Origin of the sequence: Pseudoalteromonas sp. APC 3224 (assembly GCF_030407535.1) — a bacterium.
Lineage (GTDB): Bacteria > Pseudomonadota > Gammaproteobacteria > Enterobacterales > Alteromonadaceae > Pseudoalteromonas.
This window is the reverse complement of the sequence record NZ_JASDDF010000014.1, coordinates 73,106-93,392: the sequence shown is the minus strand read 5'-3', so window position 1 is coordinate 93,392 and position 20,287 is coordinate 73,106. Positions and strand designations below refer to the sequence as shown.

17 protein-coding genes and 1 tRNA gene are annotated in these 20,287 nt (G+C 39.6%); 9 read left to right on the top strand and 9 right to left on the bottom strand.

The genetic code is table 11. The annotated features are described in order from the left end of the window. Positions 1-528 precede the first annotated feature (528 nt). On the bottom strand, positions 529-1,968 hold the full coding sequence (gene rsmF / locus QL989_RS09155; RefSeq protein WP_290169926.1) for a 16S rRNA (cytosine(1407)-C(5))-methyltransferase RsmF: 1,440 nt from the start codon (positions 1,966-1,968) through the stop codon (positions 529-531). Positions 1,969-2,233: 265 nt separating this feature from the next. On the opposite strand from rsmF, the gene QL989_RS09150 reads away from it, so the two are divergent. The 6 genes from QL989_RS09150 to QL989_RS09120 all read left to right on the top strand — a co-directional run bounded on the left by QL989_RS09150 (position 2,234) and on the right by QL989_RS09120 (position 10,753). After that, positions 2,234-2,947, top strand: a complete 714-nt coding sequence (locus QL989_RS09150; protein WP_290169920.1) for a GntR family transcriptional regulator — start codon at positions 2,234-2,236, stop codon at positions 2,945-2,947. A 119-nt stretch (positions 2,948-3,066) separates the two neighbouring features. Continuing rightward, positions 3,067-3,945 (top strand): methylisocitrate lyase, encoded by an 879-nt coding sequence (gene prpB, locus QL989_RS09145; protein ID WP_178955812.1) that lies wholly within the window; start codon positions 3,067-3,069, stop codon positions 3,943-3,945. A 25-nt stretch (positions 3,946-3,970) separates the two neighbouring features. Then, a complete protein-coding gene (prpC, locus tag QL989_RS09140; RefSeq protein ID WP_138609386.1) occupies positions 3,971-5,095 on the top strand; it encodes a 2-methylcitrate synthase in 1,125 nt (374 codons plus the stop codon). Positions 5,096-5,223: 128 nt separating this feature from the next. After that, positions 5,224-7,833, top strand: coding sequence for a Fe/S-dependent 2-methylisocitrate dehydratase AcnD (gene acnD / locus QL989_RS09135; RefSeq protein ID WP_290169918.1), 2,610 nt, complete (start codon positions 5,224-5,226; stop codon positions 7,831-7,833). 13 nt (positions 7,834-7,846) lie between these two features. Continuing rightward, the gene (gene prpF, locus QL989_RS09130; RefSeq protein ID WP_290169917.1) at positions 7,847-9,016 is read left to right on the top strand and encodes a 2-methylaconitate cis-trans isomerase PrpF; all 1,170 of its coding nucleotides are present in this window, start codon (positions 7,847-7,849) and stop codon (positions 9,014-9,016) included. Between the two features lie 456 nt (positions 9,017-9,472). Then, positions 9,473-10,753, top strand: a complete 1,281-nt coding sequence (locus QL989_RS09120; protein ID WP_290169904.1) for a diguanylate cyclase — start codon at positions 9,473-9,475, stop codon at positions 10,751-10,753. 62 nt (positions 10,754-10,815) lie between these two features. On the opposite strand, the gene QL989_RS09115 is transcribed toward QL989_RS09120, so the two are convergent. Further along, entirely contained in the window at positions 10,816-11,715 is a 900-nt protein-coding gene (locus QL989_RS09115; protein WP_290169901.1) for a transporter substrate-binding domain-containing protein, read from the bottom strand. A gap of 345 nt (positions 11,716-12,060) precedes the next feature. On the opposite strand from QL989_RS09115, the gene QL989_RS09110 reads away from it, so the two are divergent. After that, positions 12,061-12,984 (top strand): hypothetical protein, encoded by a 924-nt coding sequence (locus QL989_RS09110; protein WP_290169899.1) that lies wholly within the window; start codon positions 12,061-12,063, stop codon positions 12,982-12,984. Here QL989_RS09110 and QL989_RS09105 read toward each other — a convergent pair. The 4 genes from QL989_RS09105 to QL989_RS09090 all read right to left on the bottom strand — a co-directional run bounded on the left by QL989_RS09105 (position 12,981) and on the right by QL989_RS09090 (position 16,883). Then, a complete protein-coding gene (locus tag QL989_RS09105; protein WP_290169897.1) occupies positions 12,981-13,796 on the bottom strand; it encodes an amino acid ABC transporter substrate-binding protein in 816 nt (271 codons plus the stop codon). The genes QL989_RS09110 and QL989_RS09105 overlap by 4 nt on opposite strands. A 391-nt stretch (positions 13,797-14,187) precedes the next feature. Next, positions 14,188-14,264: transfer RNA gene (locus tag QL989_RS09100), tRNA-Val, on the bottom strand. A 236-nt stretch (positions 14,265-14,500) separates the two neighbouring features. After that, positions 14,501-15,550, bottom strand: coding sequence for a DUF3080 family protein (locus QL989_RS09095; protein ID WP_290169895.1), 1,050 nt, complete (start codon positions 15,548-15,550; stop codon positions 14,501-14,503). Then, positions 15,528-16,883 (bottom strand): MATE family efflux transporter, encoded by a 1,356-nt coding sequence (locus QL989_RS09090; RefSeq protein WP_290169893.1) that lies wholly within the window; start codon positions 16,881-16,883, stop codon positions 15,528-15,530. The genes QL989_RS09095 and QL989_RS09090 overlap by 23 nt, the downstream gene beginning before the upstream one ends. A 190-nt stretch (positions 16,884-17,073) precedes the next feature. Here QL989_RS09090 and QL989_RS09085 point away from each other — a divergent pair, with 190 nt between their 5' ends. Then, complete coding sequence (locus QL989_RS09085) at positions 17,074-17,700, top strand: riboflavin synthase (protein ID WP_054200746.1); 627 nt, start codon at positions 17,074-17,076, stop codon at positions 17,698-17,700. Here QL989_RS09085 and QL989_RS09080 read toward each other — a convergent pair. Both QL989_RS09080 and QL989_RS09075 read right to left on the bottom strand, forming a co-directional pair. Next, positions 17,697-17,900, bottom strand: coding sequence for a CPXCG motif-containing cysteine-rich protein (locus QL989_RS09080; RefSeq protein WP_008464077.1), 204 nt, complete (start codon positions 17,898-17,900; stop codon positions 17,697-17,699). The two genes, QL989_RS09085 and QL989_RS09080, sit on opposite strands and share 4 nt — an antisense overlap. Positions 17,901-18,008: 108 nt before the next feature. Next, positions 18,009-18,878 carry a fructosamine kinase family protein gene (locus QL989_RS09075; protein ID WP_138604918.1) on the bottom strand — a complete coding sequence of 290 codons (870 nt, stop codon included), beginning with the start codon at positions 18,876-18,878 and terminating at the stop codon, positions 18,009-18,011. Positions 18,879-18,999: 121 nt separating this feature from the next. Here QL989_RS09075 and QL989_RS09070 point away from each other — a divergent pair, with 121 nt between their 5' ends. After that, a complete protein-coding gene (locus tag QL989_RS09070; RefSeq protein WP_178955826.1) occupies positions 19,000-19,692 on the top strand; it encodes a DUF445 domain-containing protein in 693 nt (230 codons plus the stop codon). Between the two features lie 83 nt (positions 19,693-19,775). Here the strand turns inward: QL989_RS09070 and QL989_RS09065 are convergent, their stop codons facing one another. Beyond that, on the bottom strand, positions 19,776-20,138 hold the full coding sequence (locus QL989_RS09065) for a DUF3718 domain-containing protein (RefSeq protein WP_290169887.1): 363 nt from the start codon (positions 20,136-20,138) through the stop codon (positions 19,776-19,778). Positions 20,139-20,287: the final 149 nt, after the last annotated feature.

Sequence of the window (20,287 nt, the reverse complement as noted above, 5' to 3'; positions counted from 1 at the left end):
TGAGGAGTAAATGAGGAAACATTAACGATTAAGCCCCTTATTAATGAAAGCTTTCTGTTTTTATCACTTCCTCTAAAGCGCAGCGTCTCTTAGCCCTCTTTGTGTATAATTTTCTTAAAGATCTAATTGAACTGAGAGAAGGGAATGAGAAATAAATGAGAAAATAAAGCCACTAACCTAAGTGATTAATTGTTTTTTCACCACTTCCCAAAGCGTAGCGTCTCATTGCTAAAACCTAAAACCTAAAACCTAAAACCTAAAACCTAAAACCTAAAACCTAAAACCTAAAACCTAAAACCTAAAACCTGTTTTAAAGACAAAAAAAGACCCAGAGCTATAAGGAACTCTGGGTTATAGAGGGGCTCATATGTGAGCCCTGCGCTAACTAAAGACACTTTCAGATTCTTAGGGAGAAGAAGAAAGTTATTTAAGTATAGTCAAAAGCTTCAAAAACACACATTTTTGCTCATTTTTTATACTGTAATAATTACAGTGAGTTACAATTGTTATGCACACTTAAGTTAGAGTTTACTCCCAGTTTATTAACTGCGTGTTTTGCACCAAATCTCTAGGTAGTGAGTTTTTAACCTTATTTTTTTGCCACTTTCCTAATCCAATAGGGCAACCACATAAGGTTAGGATCACTTCACCAGTTGCCTTAACAACTTCATCCAAACGAATGTCTTTGCCATTAAAGTAATCACTGGCCTGCTGATTGTTTAGTTCCAGTACATTGCTTTTACATTGCTTACCAAATACGGTGGCAAATTCATGGGCGAGGCGCACGCCATTTTTATGAATAACACCTATCTGAATACCTAACCGCGCGTATTTTATTTTGTTTTGTATTGCTTCAAATTCATCTGGGAACAGCCAAAGCTCTTTGTCGCGTTGCATTAAAGTGCCTGGTAGACTCGTTAAACCAAATTGCTTTTTGAGAGAGCTCATAAACGCACTTTGCTGTTTACTATCAAAATCACTAAAGGGGAATGCGCCTTTTTTCACTTTTAGATTTTGGTTTTCGCAGCTGCTGTGTTTTTTAAATTTAGCAATAAAAAAGCCTTCGCTGTCGAAGGTTTGCGGCCAAACATGTAAGTAGCCCTCGTATGTAGTGGCTTTTTCTGCGCCAGGGAAAAGGTCATTTAAAGGCTCTGGCGCGATGTATTCGCCAAATTCTTCTAGCAATGCATCACACACTTGCTGGTTTTCGAGTGGGGTTAATGTACAGGTTGAATACACCAGCGTGCCGCCAGGTTTAAGTGCATAAAATGCACTTCTAATCAGCTCTTTTTGTACTTGGGCAATGGTAATGTTTGATTCGATAGACCAATTTTTTAGTGCATCGCTGTCTTTACGAACTGTGCCTTCACCCGAGCAGGGCGCATCAAGCAAAATACTATCAAAGCTTTCAAACATATAATTACCAAATACCACGCCATCAAAATGCGATAACGCACAATTACCAACACCCATGCGCTTTAGCGTGGCACTAAGTACTTTTAAGCGCGATGACGACAGCTCATTTGCAACCAATACACCTTGATTGTTCATTAGTGCAGCTAGTTGTGATGTTTTAGAACCCGGCGCAGAGGCCATATCGAGTACTGTGTTACTAGTTTGCAGGCTGTGCTTTAGTGCCATTGGCGGCAACATTGAGCTTGCTTCTTGTACGTACATTGCGCCGCTTAAGTGTAAGTCGGTATTACCTAGCGCTAAATTTTGCTCTTCATCGTTTGGGCGCTCTAGCCAAAAACCTTCATCGCACCAGGGTATGGCAGTGAGTTGCCAATTTTTTTGAGCTGCGTGGCGTTTAAATTCTTCAACACTCATTTTTAATGTATTAACGCGAACAGACTTACGTAAAGGTCGACGACAGGCATTTAAAAAATCATCTAAGGTAAGGTGCTCAGGCAGATAAGTTTTTACGTCATCAATAAATTGCTCTGGAATATAAGTGTTAGCGTCCACGATTTGGCTCATACAATAAAATTTAAAGCCGGATAATAGCATTTTTGACGATTTTTTTCAGTGTTAAAGCCGAAATAGTAGCACTTTGAAAGTGTCGACACCTTGTTATGAAAAACGCATTTAATACTAAAAATTATTATACTTTTAGCTAATGCTGTCGACAATTTGATGGTTTTTTACTCATTCTTAGTGCTTTTAGGGTTGACACTGTTAGCTAATAAGCACATAGTTAACCCATAAATTGTCGACAATATAAAAATACTTTATGACACAGCACTTTTTAAACGACACCGCAGTTACAACCGCTTCCGATAAAGTGTTTGTAGATATGCGCCGCGAAATTGTAGAAGGCAGCATTGCACAAGGCAGTAAAATATCAGAGCCAGAACTGGCAAAGCGTTATGGTGTAAGCCGTGCAACCCTCAGAGAGGCATTAAACCGTTTAGAAAGTTGTTACTTAGTTGAGCGCAAAGCCAATATAGGTTGTCGTGTTGTAGCATTAACCGCAGAACGTTTAATTGAAGTGTATCAAGTGCGCAGTGCCCTTGAAGGACTTGCATGTAGATTAGCTGCCGACAATATGGCTGCCGATGAAGTACAAAGCTTGAAACAATTACTGAATCAGCATTTGCAAACTCAGCGTGTTAAAGAAGGTGAGTCGTACTATCAAGAAGCAGGCGACTTAGACTTTCATTACAGAATCATCAAAGGCAGTAAAAACGCTCACTTAATTCATTTGTTATGCCACGACCTATACCAGTTAATAAGAATGTACCGTGTGCAAATGGGCATGGTTGGGCCACGCGTATCGAAAGCGTTTGACGAACATTTAGCGATTATAAACGCCATAGAAAATCATGATGGGGAGCTGGCCGAAATGCTAATGAAGCGCCATATCAGTGCTTCCCAAGCAAATATACAAACAAAATTTGATGGATATCAATCAGTACAAGCCACTCACAATGAAATGGCTAACTAGATTCTGTTGATCTTTGCGGATTAAACCCTGAAAGGTCAATAGACCCTAATACAGATGTAACATTATTAAAAAATACTAAGCTGCCAAAGAGCAGCCCCGTTCAAAGTTAGGAGAAGGTAATGTCAGCAGGATTAAAATTTAAACAGGCAATTGCAAATAACCACCCGTTACAAGTTGTGGGTACTATTAACGCGTATACCGCAATGATGGCTGAAAAAATGGGCCATCAAGCTATTTACCTATCGGGGGCAGGTGTGGCTAATGCCTCATTTGGTATGCCAGATTTAGGCATGACTAGCCTTGATAATGTGCTTGAAGATATTCGCCGTATTACTGGTGCTAGCGATTTACCATTATTAGTTGATGCCGATACAGGCTGGGGCGGAGCATTTAATATTGCACGTACCGTTAAAGAAATGACCAAAGCGGGTGCAGCAGGCTTTCATATTGAAGACCAAGTAGCACAAAAGCGTTGTGGTCACCGTCCTAATAAAGAAATAGTTACCCAAGCTGAAATGGTTGACCGCATTAAAGCCGCAGTAGATGCAAAAACTGATAGCGATTTTTACATTATGGCGCGTACTGATGCATTTCAAAAAGAAGGCTTAAATGCAGCAATAGACCGTGCAGCTGCCTGTGTTGAGGCGGGAGCCGATGCCATTTTTGCAGAAGCCGTTCATGACCTTGCTGATTACCACGCATTTAGCAAAGCGATTAATGTGCCGATTTTAGCCAACATTACCGAGTTTGGCCAAACCCCAATTTATACCAAAGAGCAGTTGAGCGATGTGGGTGTAGAAATGGTGCTTTACCCACTAAGTGCATTTAGAGCTATGAATAAAGCGGCACTCAATGTTTACTCGGCTATTTTGAATGAAGGGTCGCAACAAAGCCAAATTGAAAACATGCAAACGCGTGCAGAGCTTTATGACTTTTTAGATTATCACTCGTACGAAAACACGCTAGATAACCTCTTTTCAGCAAAATCTGACAAATAATAAAAAATTTAACAGGAGACAAATCATGGTAGATAAAGCATTAGGTGGCGCAGGCTTACGTGGCCAAGTAGCAGGACAAACAGCATTATGTACAGTAGGGCAAACAGGCTCAGGTTTAACTTACTGTGGTTACGACATTAGCGAACTGGCTGAAAAAGCGCAGTTTGAAGAAGTGTCGTTTTTACTTTCTCGCGGCGAGTTACCAACCACAACAGAGCTGGCAGAGTACAAAGCTAAACTTAAAAGCTTACGCGGTTTACCTGAAGCACTAAAAACAGTGCTTGAGAACATTCCTAAAGACGCACACCCAATGGATGTAATGCGTACCGGTTGTTCTATGCTAGGTAACCTTGAAATGGAAAATGACTTTAGCGAAGCAAACGATGCGATTGACCGCATGGTGGCAATTTTCCCAAGTATTATTTGTTACTGGTATCGTTTTACTCATGACGGTGTTCGTATTGAAACACAAACTGATGATGACTCAGTAGGCGCACACTTTTTAACGCTATTACATGATAAAGCACCAAGCGAGTTATTTGCACAAGTGATGAATGTTTCACTAATTTTGTACGCAGAGCATGAGTTTAATGCATCTACCTTTACCGGTCGTGTGTGTGCATCAACGCTTTCTGATATTCACTCATGTGTTACTGGTGCAATTGGTACCTTACGTGGCCCACTGCATGGTGGTGCAAACGAAGCCGCAATGGATATGATTGAAAGTTTTACTAGTGCTGATCAAGCTGAAGACGCGCTAATGGGCATGCTTGAGCGTAAAGATAAAATTATGGGCTTTGGTCACGCTATTTACCGTGAGTCGGATCCGCGTAATGTAATTATTAAAAAATGGTCTGAAAAATTAGCCGCAGAAGTGGGTGACGATGTGCTTTACCCAGTATCAGTTCGCTGTGAAGAAGTAATGTGGCGTGAGAAGAAGTTATTCTGTAATGCTGACTTTTTCCATGCATCGGCTTACCACTTTATGGGTATTCCTACTAAGTTATTTACGCCTATCTTTGTAATGAGCCGAGTAACCGGTTGGACAGCACACGTAAAAGAGCAACGTGCAAATAACCGTATAATTCGCCCAAGTGCCGATTACACAGGGCCAGATGCGCGCAGCTACACGCCAATTGAATCAAGATAAACATATAGTCCATACAAAAGGTGAGTTACCAACTCACCTTTTACGGCTTTAGCAAATTATGCAAACAATATACCTTCAAATCTAAAGCCTGTCTTGATTAACCCCGTCACCAAATTAGCGAATTTATTATGACCATTATTAATAACACTCAATACCGTAAGCCATTACCAGGCTCAAATGTAGATTACTACGATACCCAGGCCGCAGTAGATGCCATTAAACCAGGTGCTTACGCCACACTGCCTTACAGTTCGCGGGTATTTGCCGAAAACTTAGTACGCCGTTGTGAACCCGATATGCTAACCGATGCGCTTAGCCAAATTATTGAGCGCAAGCAAGACCTAGATTTCCCATGGTATCCGGCACGCGTTGTATGTCACGATATTTTAGGGCAAACCGCTTTAGTTGATTTAGCGGGTCTGCGCGACGCTATTGCTGCAAAAGGCGGCGATCCTGCAAAAGTAGATCCGGTTGTGCCAACACAATTAATTGTCGATCACTCGTTAGCGGTAGAGCATGCAGGCTTTGACCCTGAAGCGTTTGAGAAAAACCGCGCGATTGAAGATAGACGTAACGATGATCGTTTTCATTTTATAAACTGGACAAAAACTGCGTTTAAAAATATTGATGTGATCCCACCGGGCAATGGCATCATGCATCAAATTAACCTTGAAAAAATGTCGCCGGTTATTCAAAACCGTGATGGTATTGCGTTCCCAGACACTTTAGTAGGTACCGACAGCCATACACCGCATGTTGATGCGTTAGGTGTTATTGCTGTTGGCGTGGGCGGCCTTGAAGCCGAAAGTGTAATGCTAGGGCGCGCATCGTACATTCGTTTACCCGATATTGTGGGTGTAGAACTTACCGGTAAACGCCAACCGGGCATTACTGCAACCGATATTGTATTGGCTATTACCGAATTTTTACGCGAGCAACGTGTGGTATCGACTTACCTCGAGTTTTACGGTGAGGGTGCTGATGCACTAACCCTTGGTGATAGAGCGACTATTTCGAACATGACCCCAGAATTTGGCGCAACCGCGGCTATGTTCTACATTGACGATAAAACTATTGATTACTTACGTTTAACAGGTCGCGACGAAGAGCAAATTGCACTAGTAGAAAACTACGCTAAAACAGCAGGGCTATGGAGCGACAGCTTAAAAACAGCGCATTACGATCGTGTGCTTAAATTTGATTTATCAAGTGTAGGGCGCAACATTGCAGGGCCTTCAAATCCGCACCGTCGTGTATCTACTAGCGACTTAGCTAAAGAAGGTATTTCGGGCGTTGTTGAAAACGAAGAAGGCTTAATGCCAGATGGCGCGTGTATTATTGCCGCTATTACTAGTTGTACTAATACCAGTAACCCACGTAATGTAATTGCTGCAGGTTTATTGGCGCGTAACGCCAATGCAAAAGGTTTAATGCGTAAACCTTGGGTTAAAACCTCATTGGCACCGGGTTCTAAAGCAGTGCAATCGTACCTTGAAGATGCAAACTTATTACCAGAGCTAGAGCAACTTGGTTTTGGTATTGTTGGTTTTGCCTGTACTACCTGTAACGGGATGAGTGGTGCACTAGATCCTAAAATTCAACAAGAAGTAATTGATCGCGATTTATACGCAACAGCGGTGCTTTCGGGTAACCGTAACTTTGATGGTCGTATTCATCCGTATGCTAAGCAAGCATTTTTAGCGTCTCCACCGCTTGTGGTTGCTTATGCAATTGCCGGTACCATCCGTTTTGATATAGAAAAAGATATCCTCGGTAAAGATCAGCAAGGTAACGATGTAACCTTAAAAGGTTTATGGCCATCTGATGAAGAAATAGATGCAGTGATCAAGCAAAGTGTTAAGCCTGAGCAGTTTAGAAAAGTATACGAGCCAATGTTTAACTTAACCGTTGATTACGGCGAAGATAACGACCCATTATACGATTGGCGCCCTGAAAGTACGTATATTCGTCGCCCTCCTTATTGGGAAGGTGCATTAGCAGGCGAGCGCAGTATGAGTGGTATGCGTGCATTAGCGGTACTTGGCGATAACATTACCACCGATCATTTATCTCCTTCTAATGCAATTATGGCAAGCAGCGCTGCAGGTGAATACTTAACTAAAATGAACGTGCCAGAAGAAGACTTTAACTCATATGCAACGCACCGAGGCGATCACTTAACCGCACAACGAGCCACGTTTGCAAACCCTAAACTATTGAATGAAATGGTATTGGATGAAAACGGTGAAGTGAAGCAAGGATCGTACGCGCGCATAGAGCCAGAAGGTGAAAACACGCGTATGTGGGAAGCCATCGAAACCTACATGCAACGTAAGCAACCGCTTATAATTGTTGCCGGTGCTGACTATGGCCAAGGTTCGTCGCGCGATTGGGCGGCAAAAGGTGTTAGGCTTGCTGGTGTTCAGGTTATTGCAGCTGAAGGGTTTGAGCGTATTCACCGTACTAACCTTATTGGTATGGGTGTGCTACCACTGGAGTTTGCTGCAGGTACAACCCGCAAAACACTTAGCCTAGATGGTAGCGAAAGCTATGATGTTAAGGGCGAACCAGCACCAGGGGCAACTTTAAAATTAGTGATTACCCGTAAAAATGGTGAAGTAGTCACTGTGCCAATGAAATGCCGATTAGATACGCAAGAAGAGCTCTCTATATATGCTGCGGGTGGTGTGTTACAACGCTTTGCGCAAGACTTTTTAGAAGCAACACAAGCATCATAAGGACATAAAACAGATGTTTAAACCACAAATTAAAGTGCCAGCGACTTACATGCGCGGCGGCACCAGTAAAGGCGTGTTTTTTAATTTAACTGACTTACCTGCACCTGCCCAAGTGGCAGGTGAGGCGCGCGATAGCTTATTATTGCGCGTTATTGGTAGCCCCGATCCTTATGGTAAACAAACTGATGGTATGGGTGGCGCAACCTCAAGCACCAGTAAAACCGTTATTTTAAGTAAAAGTGAGCAACCCGATCACGATGTTGATTACTTATTTGGTCAAGTCGCGATTGATAAAGCGTTTGTAGATTGGAGCGGTAACTGCGGTAATTTAACCTCTGCTGTAGGCGCGTTTGCCATCAGCAATGGTTTAGTCGATAAAGGTAGAGTGCCTGATAATGGCATTGCTATTGTGCGTGTATGGCAGGCAAACATTAAAAAAAGCATTTTAGTGCATGTACCCATGACCAATGGTGAAGTACAAGAAACCGGTGACTTTGAGTTAGATGGTGTTACCTTTCCTGCTGCTGAAGTAAAGCTGGAATTTATTGACCCTGCTGATGGTGATGGTGCGTTATTCCCGACAGGTAATGTGGTTGATGATTTAGAAGTTCCAGGCGTAGGCACGTTAAAAGCAACCATGATCAATGCTGGTATTCCGACTATTTTTATAAATGCAGCGGATATTGGTTACACCGGTACAGAGTTGCAAGGTGATATTAATAGCGATAATGCGGCGTTAACTATGTTAGAAAGCATTCGTGCCCATGGTGCAGTGAAAATGGGCTTAATTAATAATATTAATGAAGCACAAGCACGTCAACACACACCTAAAGTGGCATTTGTTGCTCCAGCAAAAGACTATACAGCCTCAAGTGGTAAGCACATAAATGCCAGCGACATAAGTATATTGGTTCGCGCGATGTCGATGGGCAAGTTACATCATGCAATGATGGGTACAGCAGCCGTTGCTATTGGCACAGCAGCCGCGATAAAAGGCACCTTAGTTAATGTAGCCGCTGGTGGTGGAGCTATTAATGAAGTTAACTTTGGGCACCCTTCAGGCACATTAAAAGTGGGAGCGGAGGCGGTGGTTACAAATGGCCAATGGCAGGTTAGCAAAGCCAGTATGAGCCGCAGCGCGCGTGTGTTAATGGAAGGTATGGTAAGAGTACCTTCTAATTAGGCGGATGCCAATTTCAAGTCATATAAAGCACAGAGCTGATAACTTAATGGTTATCAGCTTTTTTTTGGTTTTATATTTCTAGGGTCTGTTGACCTTTGCGGATTAAAATTTGTTCAAACTAGGGGCGGTTTAATCGCGGCGCGAGGTTTTTAACCTATGGGCTAAGTAAAAACCGAGCAACAAAGAGTAAATCGCCCCTAGGCAGAACCCTTCGGGCAGCGCCTGTTTGGCATTGATGCTGCGTTATCGCCTATTTATGGGGAATAACCACACCACATAGGCTCTGCCTTGCCTAAATACCAAACAGCCTGCTGCAAATTCAACCTTGAAAGATCAACAGACCCTAAGAAGAAAGGATCATTTTTTCTGTTATAACAGTAAATATTCACATATATTAAAAATGCTATATCAAATTTATAGCCGCTTTTTATAAGTATTGTGTTTACGGAGTTGTTAATGGATTTATCTAGGCTGAGTGCAGAAAAATTAGTCAAAAATTTGCATGCGGGAGTGGTTGTACATGCTCCAGATAGCAGCATTGTTTATGCAAATCCCGCTGCATTAACTATTTTACGTATGACTCAAAAGCAAGCCTTAGGGTATGACGCTTTTGATAGCCAATGGAACTTAATTGATGAACTTCGTAAACCTCTCAGTGTTGATAAATATCCAGTTAATTTAGTTATTAATAGTGAAAAACCGATCAGTAATATTGAACTAGGTATTTGTGATAGCTCATGCGAAGACATAACTTGGGTATTGTGCAACGCTTATCCAGAGTTTGATGAAAATAATAACCTCACAGAAGTAGTAACTACCTTTACTGATATTACTTACCAGAAACAAATGATCCCATTTAAAGAAATAGTTGAACTTGCCAATGATGTTATTTTGGTTACTGAGGCTGATACTATTACTGAAAATGGACCTAAAATTGTTTATGCAAACCAGTCATTTACTAAAGTAACTGGTTATCATTTAGGTGAAGTTAAAGGAAAAACGCCGCGTATTTTACAAGGCCCTAAAACTAAACAATCAACACGCGATAAAATAAGGCATGCACTAGAAAATAAACAGCAAATTTCAGAGCAAATACTTAATTACAAAAAGAATGGTGAGCCTTATTGGATTGATATGAATATTTTTCCACTTAAAAATAGCTTGGGCGAAGTGGCTTATTATGCGGCTATTGAGCGCGATATTACTAAAATGAAACAGTATCAAGCGCAGTTAAAAGATTTAACGATTAAAGATCCTCTTACAAATTTACTTAACCGTAGAGGTTTTATTGAATTGAGTAAACTTGCACTTGATACCTGTTTTAAAAATGAACAGCATTTAACGCTAACTATGATAGATATTGATCATTTTAAGCGTATAAACGATCAATTTGGCCATGAAGGTGGTGACTTGGTCTTACAAAGTATTGCTGCAACGTTCAAATTATTTTGTGACAATAATGACATTGTAGCGCGTTTGGGCGGTGAGGAGTTTTGCATTGTTTCACAGGATAAATGTGTTACTACTGTAGTTAAAACATTAGCAAAGCTTCAGGATTTTTTAAAAGATAATCCGGTAGAGTTACCCTGTGGTGAGTTTGTGAATTACACAGTGAGTAACGGGGTATCGAGTTTAACTTCTGAGTGTTGCACTTTGCAAGGCTTATTAAAAAATGCCGACAAAGCGCTTTATAGAGCAAAAAGCATAGGCCGTGACCGAACTGTGGTGTTTAATTAAAACTTATATGGTATGGACATAAAACAAGCAGGCTAAGGTAATTATACTCAGCTTGTTAAGGGTTACCCTAGGTTATAGCATTGTTGTTTTTTTTGAGCGATAAAACGTTCAAAAGTATTGTTTTTACGCATAATGGCAATTTCATCGTTGATGTCAGCTAATATAGATTGCCAATTAGATGTATCTTTACTTACTGAAAAATGCAGATTTTTGTACTCAATACTTGGTGATAATGCAACGAGTGCATTTAGCATCACTTTTTTATCTCTATTTGATAAAGGTGACTTGTAAACGCTGGCTTTAAGTACTTCTAAATCGGCAACAATAAGCTCGACGCGACCGTTTAAAAGCAAGTGAATGAGTTGATACTCACTGTTTGCAACAATGGTTTTTACTTTGCCTTGGCTAATCAGTTCATCGAGTTCGTCACTATTTTTATATGAGCGAACTACGCCCATAATCCGATTTTTTACAGAGTTAATACTGCCATCGTAGTCAATGGTGTGATCTTTAAGTGCAACAAACGATAAATCGCCACCTGGAATAGGTTCTGATAGCGCTAATAACTGATTGCGTGTTTTGGTTAAAATATTTTCAGAAATGACGTCGTCGGCAATATAGTACTCAGGGAATAATATATCGGCTTTGCCTAGCTCTGCTTCACGAACTGCACGTGCCCAAGGGTAAAACTCAATATGAACGCCATAACCACGCTTAACCAGCATGCTAACTGTAAGCTGGTAAAGCCAGCCTTTATTGCATAGGTTATCGTCTATATAAGGAGGCCAGTTGAGTGTAACTAAACGAAGTACGGTATCAGCATTTAGATTATAGCCATAACCACTTTTATATTTTTTACCTGGAAGAGTAATATTTTTATCGTCAACATTGTAGGTTACAGGCGCAGGATCTGCGTAAGTAAAGAAGGATAAAAGTAAGGCAACGACTAAAAATATTCTCATAAGGATAATGCATTTTTATATGTGCACTTAAGTTTAGTGGGTTATCTGGAATAAACAACTTAAATGTTCTCAGTATTCAAACAATATAAGTATAGCCTTAAAAAGCGATAGCTATTAATATACAAAAATAAGTAACTTAACTTAAATATGACACAATACCGATTTTTAAAAATGATCATTCTATCGTATTAAATGGCGCACTTACTGCGTAAAGTTATTTATATAGAATAACTATATGTTATAGCTTTCGTCTTGTTATTACGTTATTTTCAGGCGCCATAATAGAACACTAATTTAATGCAATTGGTATGATAATTATAGGTGTTTTTACTAGAGGGAACTTTTATGGCTAATAAGCCAATAAGTGAAGATAATCCGTTTGCTAATTTATCTGATGTGCAGTGTGAGCACATCCAAAATTGGTATCAAAAACATATTTCTTTAACTTTAACCAACTTGCTAAAAGGTAGTAAGTCTGGCCAAGTAATAGACAGTAAATTAGAGCAGGCGTTAAACGAAGCATTAATAAACAGTAAACAAACCATAACCTATACAGGTGATGATAGTTCGCCTATAAAATTACAAAATGCCAGTATATTGGCAGAGCTCAAAGATACACGTAATTTGTTTCATGGTGCGCAAGTCAAAATAAATAAATTAGAACAAAAAATAACAACAAGTGCTGACGAAATACAATTGCTAGAGGCTCAAAAAAGCGAACTTCAACTAGAAGTACGCAGTTTAAAGCAACGATTAAACCATGTTTTATCGAGATTAGAGTCACAAGGCGTCTCGTTTCAAAAAAGCCATTATGTTGGTCGTATATTGGTGCATGCTTTACGAGCAAGCTTTGAAAATTGGCAACAAACGCCCTCTGGTGAGTCTTTCAAAAATCATGACTTTTACAAGCTGTTTCCTCGGGTTTTGTACTCAAGTTTACTAAAAGAGATAGAAAAACTGCTAGGTGGGCATGATTATAATGAAATAGAACGCTCGTTGAGTGATTTTGTATTTCAACAAAAGGGTTCTCCAGTTGAGAATTGGCCGGATGAAGACCCGATATACGAGACACGATTAATTAACCAAAAACAGTCAGAACTATTAATTAAGCTACAAAGCCAACATCAGCAGAGAAAGAACTTTACCGCCTATTTAGAAAAACGTCTTGCTAATACTGGGTTTACTCATAAGCACAGTGATTTACTGATGACATTAGTTGAGTTTGCGACAAATGATGAGAATAGTAAGTTTTCTAGTTACTGCCATTAATTAGCAGTATTTGTTTGGCTAGTCTGCAGTAAAGGTGTAATTAGAGGTGATTGTTGAAGCCCAAGTTGCTTTAGCCTAGCTGCAATATTGCCTTGCGTGAGTGCTTGCTTTACCCATTTATACAAGGTGCTTATATCTAGCGTGTGGTTTGGGCGAAGTAATAACTGATGATTATAGGTTTGTGCCACTCTCTCAGACACAAGTAGCAAACGCTTGCTTTTTGGATACTTGCTAAAGTATTGATTTAGGTAAGAACGAGTAACAATAGCGCTATCGCTGCGTTTTTTTAATACTAATTCAATACTTCTTTTATGGCTGCTTAATAAAGTCATTTTATATTCGTTTTCAAGAACTGAGGGGCTACTTTCGTAATTAGCTAACGGATAATGGTAGCCTAAAATACCCACCAAGGTTTTATCTGCTAAGTTATCAAACCAGGCTTGAGACTTGGCAAATTGCTTTAAAGCAATAAATACTTCTGTATCTATGGCTACAACAGGGGAGTTACTAATTACATTGTTTCCCTGTAGCCATCCCCAATCTGGGTTCTCAAAAAAAATCGAATCGAATAGGCCATTTTGGTAATCTTTAAAGCGACGAATGGGTGTGGTTAGTACTAATTCAAAATGATAAGAAGGCTGTATTTTATTTAGCTCGCTTATTAATTCAACGGTAAGACCAGAAGCACGCCCATCAACAATTTCTATATAAGGAGGGAACTCATAGCCACCTACTTTTATCACAGTTTTTGCATGAGCTTCTTCAACTGAAAAACCAAGTAAGGCTAGTAAAATGAGCGTAACAAACTTCATAGTTAAATCCTTCCTTAGCGTGCTTTTGATGTATTAATTTATAAGATAGTCTATTTGTTAACATAGTATGAATTATCAAGCAATAAATTCTAATTTTGCAGGGTGATTAAATGGATGTTACTTGATATTTATTAAGCAAGTGTAGATCGAGTGCGCTTTTTTGGAGTGTTTTTGATATTGGGGGGTTACCCAATGTCGGGTGGCGTGGCTTTGCCACTTAACCGACCTACGTTCTTTTTTTATTGTGTAGATATGTAGAGAGGGTAGTGCTCTTTCTTTTTTAACAGTTTAGATATGGAGATTGGTACGACTGAGTGGATTCAAACCACCGACCTCTGGACCGGGTGATCAAGAGTAGGTAGTGCTTTTTCTTTTTTATAGTTATGGAGATTGGTACGACTGAGTGGATTCGAACCACCGACCCCTACCATGTCAAGGTAGTGCTCTAACCAACTGAGCTACAGTCGTACTATAAGTCTATATATTATTTAATTCGTCCATGAAGCTTCATCCTGTCGGCGTCCTGCCTCCACCTCGTTCGGCTGCGAAGCTTCGCTTCGGTCCAATCTCGCCCAACAGAGCTACAGTCGTATTGCATGTATTTAAGAGTTGTTAATTGCTTAACAACGGTCGCTAATATATAGCGTGATGGGGAGTGAATCAAGCATGTTTATGCTATTTGAGTTTATTTGCCGTTTTTTTATTCATATTGGACTGATTTCACACGTTTTATAAAATTTTTGCCACCATATAACATGCTCTTTTGCTGACGATTTTAGCTGAGCGAGTAAGTTTTTAGCGTTTGGGTCAAGAAGCGCATTTATCTCTTCACTGCTTACTGCTTGATTAAACCACAGCTGCACATACAGCGGCTGCAATGTTTCTAAATAACCACTAAGCTGCGCTTGATAAGGCTGAATTTGTTTCAAGTAATATTTATTGAATATATTACTGACAATTTTAGCTTGCTGCTTGTTTTTACCCTTTGGGCATATATCTTCAAGCGTTAAAGTATTTACAAACTGGGTGGCCGCATGATTTAAGCTAATTTGTTCACGTGCGGCTTGAATAAGTTGTTGGTTAAACTCGTATTTGTTAAGCGGCTCAAGCGCTGACAAAATATCATCACTGTTTATTGCCATATTATTTTGGTTTTCTATTAGCTGTTTTATGGTAGTTAGCTTTTTAAGCCCCTCAACTGTGTCGCTAAACCCAGCCGGTTGAGTGCTGAGCTCTTGGCCGGTTAATTGCCAACTGCTGTTGAGCTCGGGTTCACTAAATAACATATTGTTGAAAAACTGAGTGAGCTGAGCTTGTTTTTGAGTTTTTGCCGCAGCAATTTTGTTGTAAATCTTGCTTTGTTTATCCAAGCTATTTAAACAGTTTTGCGCGCTTTGAATAAAATCTATTTGGTACTTCAATTGGCTGGCAGCGGTGGCTGTTTTACCTAATTGGTTGTTATGCTCGCTTATTAAAACGTTCAGTTTACATTGGCTAATACCAGCAAGTTCAGTTATACCAATTTTAATTGCGGGCTGAAAGGTATTTTTAGGCGCGACTAACGTGAGTTGTTGCAGTGGATTTCTCTTTGGCTCGGGAACTTGAAAGGTACTACTTAAGCGAGACAAATAAGTTTTATTTGCCTCACTGGGCTGCTCTGAGCAGCCAAAAAGAAATACACAACACACTGCCAGTAACCAACTAAGTGGCAGTGTGTTATTTATAGATTGTTTAAGAGAGAATAAATGGTTCACGTTTAAATCGCCTATGCACTGTCAGCATCAGTAGTACAGCTGCAACTGATAATCCAACGATAATGCCTATCCAAAAACCATGCGGGCCCATTGCTGGCACTATTAAGTCTGTTCTTGCTAATACGTAGCCTAAACTAAAGCCGATTAACCAATAAGAGATAAAAGTAATATAAGAAATAGGGGCTGTGTGCTTTAAGCCTCTCAATATACCATTTGCAGCTACTTGTAATGCATCAGGAAGTTGATAAATACAGGCTAAAATCATAATTGATGAAGCAAGTGCGAGTACCGCAGGGCTATCGCTATAAAGCTCGCTAATCACATCGCGACCTATAAAAGTAATAAAAGCGATAAATAGGGCGATAATTGCCGCTAAAATATAACTTGTAGACACGGCTACTTTTAATTGGTCTAAATGATTTTGCCCAAATAAATTACCAATTCGTATGCTAATTGCAATTGAGAGGCTAAGAGGCATCATAAATAATAGTGCCGTAACACTGGCTGCAATTTGATGGCCAGACACAGCCACCGCACCTAAGTGCGCAATAAATAAAGGTATACAGGCAAACAAGGTTACTTCAAAAAAAGTGGCTAGTGATATAGGAATACCGAGTTTGGTAATAATACCTATGGTTTTAAAGTTAGGTTTTTCAAAGCCCGCTAATAAGCCTTTGGCGTCTACTTTTTTGCTGAGCTGACAATAAGTCACCTGCGCAATGGCCATAACAGTAAATACGAGTGCGGTAGCGATACCACAACCGGCTCCGCCAAAAGCTGGTAGGCCAAATAAGCCATTGATAAAAATATAATTGAGTGGAATGTTTACCGCAAGCCCTAGTAGGCTAATATAAAATGCAGGCTTGGTCATCCCCATGCCTTCGGTCATATTTCTATAAACGGTAAAAATTAAAAAGCCAAACACACCCCACTTAACAAAATGAATGTAGTCAAAGGCAAGTCCAGCAATTGCTGGGGTGGTGTTTAGCTGTAAAATAACAGTATTGGCAAGCTGCGCCGCACTAAAACCAGCAATACTTAAAAGGAGTGTTAAATAAAGGGCTTGCTGAAAATAATGGCTGATGCCGTTACGATCTTTAGCACCAGCGAATTGGGCAATAACGCCCGTTAATGCTAATAAAATCCCTTGTATTGCTAATAAAATTGGGTTCCATATCCCCGTTGCAATTGATAGTGCAGCTAAATCGGTAGGGCTCACTTGTCCGGCCATAATGGTGTCAACCACAGACATTAATACTAAAGTTACTTGTGCTAAAAAAACGGGAACGGCAAGAGAAAGTAAACGTTTGGCTTCCCAACTACAAAAAGTCATAAAAAACAGCTATTCAGAAAAACATAGTCGCATTGTAATCTATTGTGATCAGCCAAGCTATGCTGGTGGTCGGTGTTTGTATTTAATTCATCTTGGTGGTGAAAATAACCATGAATAAGTGCTATTAAGTGAATGATTTTGTCTTTTGATACGTTAAACTAGCACTTTGTAAGAAATAGAAGCGATTTTTATGTTTACCGGTATTATTCAAACTCAAGCAACGGTAGTTTCTAAAACCCATGCACAGGGCGTATTGCGTCTGGTAGTTTCTGTCAATGAGCAATACGTGAAGCATTTAGACTTAGGTGCCAGCATCGCTATAAATGGTTGCTGTTTGACTGTGGTAAAAGTAGAGCTAAGTAATCACGATGTGGTTGCTCAAGTGCATTTTGATGTTATTGACGAAACTCTGCAGCTAACTAATCTTGGGCAACTGGAATTGGGTAGTTTAGTTAATTACGAGCGTTCAGTGTCATTTGGTACTGAGTTGGGTGGACATATTGTATCTGGACATATTCATTGCACCGCAAAAATTGCGCAAATAGTGAAGTTAGAAAACAACTACAAAATACAGCTCAGCCTGCCACAAAAATGGCAAAAATATGTGCTATACAAAGGATTTGTATCTGTTAATGGTGCAAGTTTAACGGTGGGTAATATTGATGAGTTTGGCTTTTGGTTGCATCTAATACCAGAAACACTCGATATAACTAATTTAGGTGAAGCCGTTGTGGGTGATGAGTTCAATATTGAAGTCGACCAGCAAACCTACACAATTATAAACACCGTTGAAAACTACATGCGCCAACATAGCTAAAATATTTGTTCGTCATCGCTGTCCACATGTAACTCTAACTTGTTACGTGCATAGTCTATATGCATGTTCAAGTGTATAAGGTTACAGCAGGCACTACATTCTTCATAGTAGTCTTGATCGCCCATACTGGCATCGAGATCTAAATGAATATGGTGTCCACAATGTGGACAGGCGATGCGTTGTGATAAAAAGTCTTTCATAATAACACCTCATAAAAACTAAGTTTTTTTACGTGGGTAGCACACAACGGGCTTACACTAAATATAGTGCTTATATCTTGTTTACTGCATTTATTTTAGTTTACGAGTTTAGTCTAGTAAGTTTATTAGTTTATCAACGTGCTCTTTAGCCTGATTTAGATAATGACCCGCAAAAATGTTAGCGTTGTTTAAAACAGGGTAAAGCTGATAAACAAGCTTACGTTGCTCATAACCCTGTGCTAAAGGGTAGTGATGCTTGTAGGTATCATAAAAATCCTCTGGAAGGGGAGCATAGAGCTCGCTCATAGCAATATCGACTTCCCGATCACCGTAATAGCAGGCGGGGTCAAACAAGGTCGGAATGTTATTTACAAAGCCCAGGTTACCACGCCAAAAATCGCCATGTAATAATGAGGGTAAAACATGATGATTATGCAGTGTCTCTTTTACTAAATTTATTAGTTGTTCGGGGTCTGAAAGTACAATGTCTTTTTCAGCTAATAGTTGTAATTGCCAACCAATACGTTCTTCTGCAAAAAATACATCCCATTTTTTATGCCACTGATTAGGCTGAAGCGTTGAGCTTAAATAATTGTCGGTATCAAAACCAAACATCGCTTGCTGGTGTTTTTGATGTAACATGGCAAGATGCTCCCCCATAGTTGACCAATGAGTGTGGGGAAGCTCGTCAAATGTAAGCCACTCTAATACAATGAAGGCGTATTCTATATTGGCCCCAGTTATAATACAGTCTGGCACCATAAATACACTGTTTTGAGTAAGCTGTTTTAAGCCTTGAGCTTGAGCCTCAAAGCGCTCTAGCTCATGTTTTTGCCCAACTTTAACTAAGTAATTGTGCTTGCCATCGCTTAAATGAAACAACTTATCGGTGGATGTGTTTTGCAACTGACGTTTATGGGTGTGTTTAAAATCATAATGGATAGCCTGGCTGATCTCTTGATTGATTGTTTTCCACATAACAATAGTCACCTTTTAAACCTATAAATAAACTATGGCAAAAAGGGATTAAATAAACAAATTAATCGGTGTAAAATTAATACTATCAATTTCTGATACAAATCACTGAAATGGAATAAAAATGAATAAAAGTTTTATCACTAACTTATTAGCAGCGTGTTGTGTTGTTATTGGTTTTGTATTTGAACAAACCATTGTACTTTCTGTGGGCTTATTTGCACTCTCCGGTGCAGTTACAAACTTACTCGCTATTCATATGCTGTTTGAAAAAGTGCCGTTTTTATATGGTTCGGGTGTAATTGCACTTAAGTTTGAAAGTTTTAAAGTGGCTATAAGAAACTTAATACTTACGGAGTTCTTTTCTGAGCATAAAATAGACAAGCTTCTAAGCAAGGCTCAACCAACGATAGACTTTGAGTCAGTTATTTATAAGGTGGATTTAAATCCCGCATTCGATAATTTGTTAGTGGTTATTGAGCAATCACAATTTGGTAGCATGCTTGCAATGTTTGGCGGCACTGAAGCCGTTGAGCCAATGCGAGAAAAGTTTATTGAAAAAATGCAATCATCACTGGTGCAAATAAGCGACACCGACGATTTTAAAACACTATTAAGCGATATGTTAACCCAAGGTAATAACGCGGAAAGTTTGCATAATACGGTGCTTAAGTTAGTGGATGAACGCTTAGATGAACTCACCCCTAAAATGGTGAAAGAAATAATTCAAACCATGATCCGCGAACACTTAGGTTGGCTCGTTGTATGGGGTGGGGTGTTTGGTGGCTTATTTGGTTTGTTGGCAGCGCTTATTTAATAATAAATATACGTTAAGCAGGTACTAAGCCCTGCTTAACGTGTTTGACTCGAGTAAATTAAACGCATTTAAAACCTGTAATATTATTTAGACCCCGCCATAATAACCACAAGCGGTTTGTTTGCTTTTGCTAAATCTCTTATTGACGTACTAGTAGACGCTTCAATATTTAAAAAGCGTGCTGATTTATTTAAATCATACAGCGCTACAAAATCACCCATTGATAAATCATTACAGAGTAATTTTTTGCCAATTACATGTTTACTAATTCGCAGATCTTTCATGGCTCTGTGAAGTGTCAACCTTTTGTTAGATGCAACGGCCATACAAGCTTGGGTACCGGGTGATGAGTCAGCGGCAACAAAGGTGGTTGCCATTACAGGTGCTGTTAATGTTGCTGCGCCCAATAATACAGTTGAATATAGAGTTGCTTTGAAAGAAATCATAGTATTTGCCTCTTTGTTTATATGCAACTTAAGTATTGCTTAATGTAGCCGAAATGTTGTTAACTGAATGGGGTAAGCTGTAAGAAGATGTGTATATAAATCGTGCAATTTTGTAGGTGTATGAAAAGTTGTTCATAAATAATTTATTT

What these genes read in the sequence shown, in the direction of transcription:
- QL989_RS09080 (WP_008464077.1), bottom strand. Translation starts at nt 17,900, where the DNA reads ATGAAAGACTTTTTATCACAACGCATCGCCTGTCCACATTGTGGACAC.
- QL989_RS09105 (WP_290169897.1), bottom strand. Translation starts at nt 13,796, where the DNA reads ATGAAGTTTGTTACGCTCATTTTACTAGCCTTACTTGGTTTTTCAGTT.
- QL989_RS09115 (WP_290169901.1), bottom strand. Translation starts at nt 11,715, where the DNA reads ATGAGAATATTTTTAGTCGTTGCCTTACTTTTATCCTTCTTTACTTAC.
- QL989_RS09065 (WP_290169887.1), bottom strand. Translation starts at nt 20,138, where the DNA reads ATGATTTCTTTCAAAGCAACTCTATATTCAACTGTATTATTGGGCGCA.
- QL989_RS09085 (WP_054200746.1), top strand. Translation starts at nt 17,074, where the DNA reads ATGTTTACCGGTATTATTCAAACTCAAGCAACGGTAGTTTCTAAAACC.
- acnD (WP_290169918.1), top strand. Translation starts at nt 5,224, where the DNA reads ATGACCATTATTAATAACACTCAATACCGTAAGCCATTACCAGGCTCA.
- prpB (WP_178955812.1), top strand. Translation starts at nt 3,067, where the DNA reads ATGTCAGCAGGATTAAAATTTAAACAGGCAATTGCAAATAACCACCCG.
- QL989_RS09090 (WP_290169893.1), bottom strand. Translation starts at nt 16,883, where the DNA reads ATGACTTTTTGTAGTTGGGAAGCCAAACGTTTACTTTCTCTTGCCGTT.
- QL989_RS09110 (WP_290169899.1), top strand. Translation starts at nt 12,061, where the DNA reads ATGGCTAATAAGCCAATAAGTGAAGATAATCCGTTTGCTAATTTATCT.
- prpC (WP_138609386.1), top strand. Translation starts at nt 3,971, where the DNA reads ATGGTAGATAAAGCATTAGGTGGCGCAGGCTTACGTGGCCAAGTAGCA.
- QL989_RS09070 (WP_178955826.1), top strand. Translation starts at nt 19,000, where the DNA reads ATGAATAAAAGTTTTATCACTAACTTATTAGCAGCGTGTTGTGTTGTT.
- prpF (WP_290169917.1), top strand. Translation starts at nt 7,847, where the DNA reads ATGTTTAAACCACAAATTAAAGTGCCAGCGACTTACATGCGCGGCGGC.
- QL989_RS09150 (WP_290169920.1), top strand. Translation starts at nt 2,234, where the DNA reads ATGACACAGCACTTTTTAAACGACACCGCAGTTACAACCGCTTCCGAT.
- QL989_RS09075 (WP_138604918.1), bottom strand. Translation starts at nt 18,878, where the DNA reads ATGTGGAAAACAATCAATCAAGAGATCAGCCAGGCTATCCATTATGAT.
- QL989_RS09120 (WP_290169904.1), top strand. Translation starts at nt 9,473, where the DNA reads ATGGATTTATCTAGGCTGAGTGCAGAAAAATTAGTCAAAAATTTGCAT.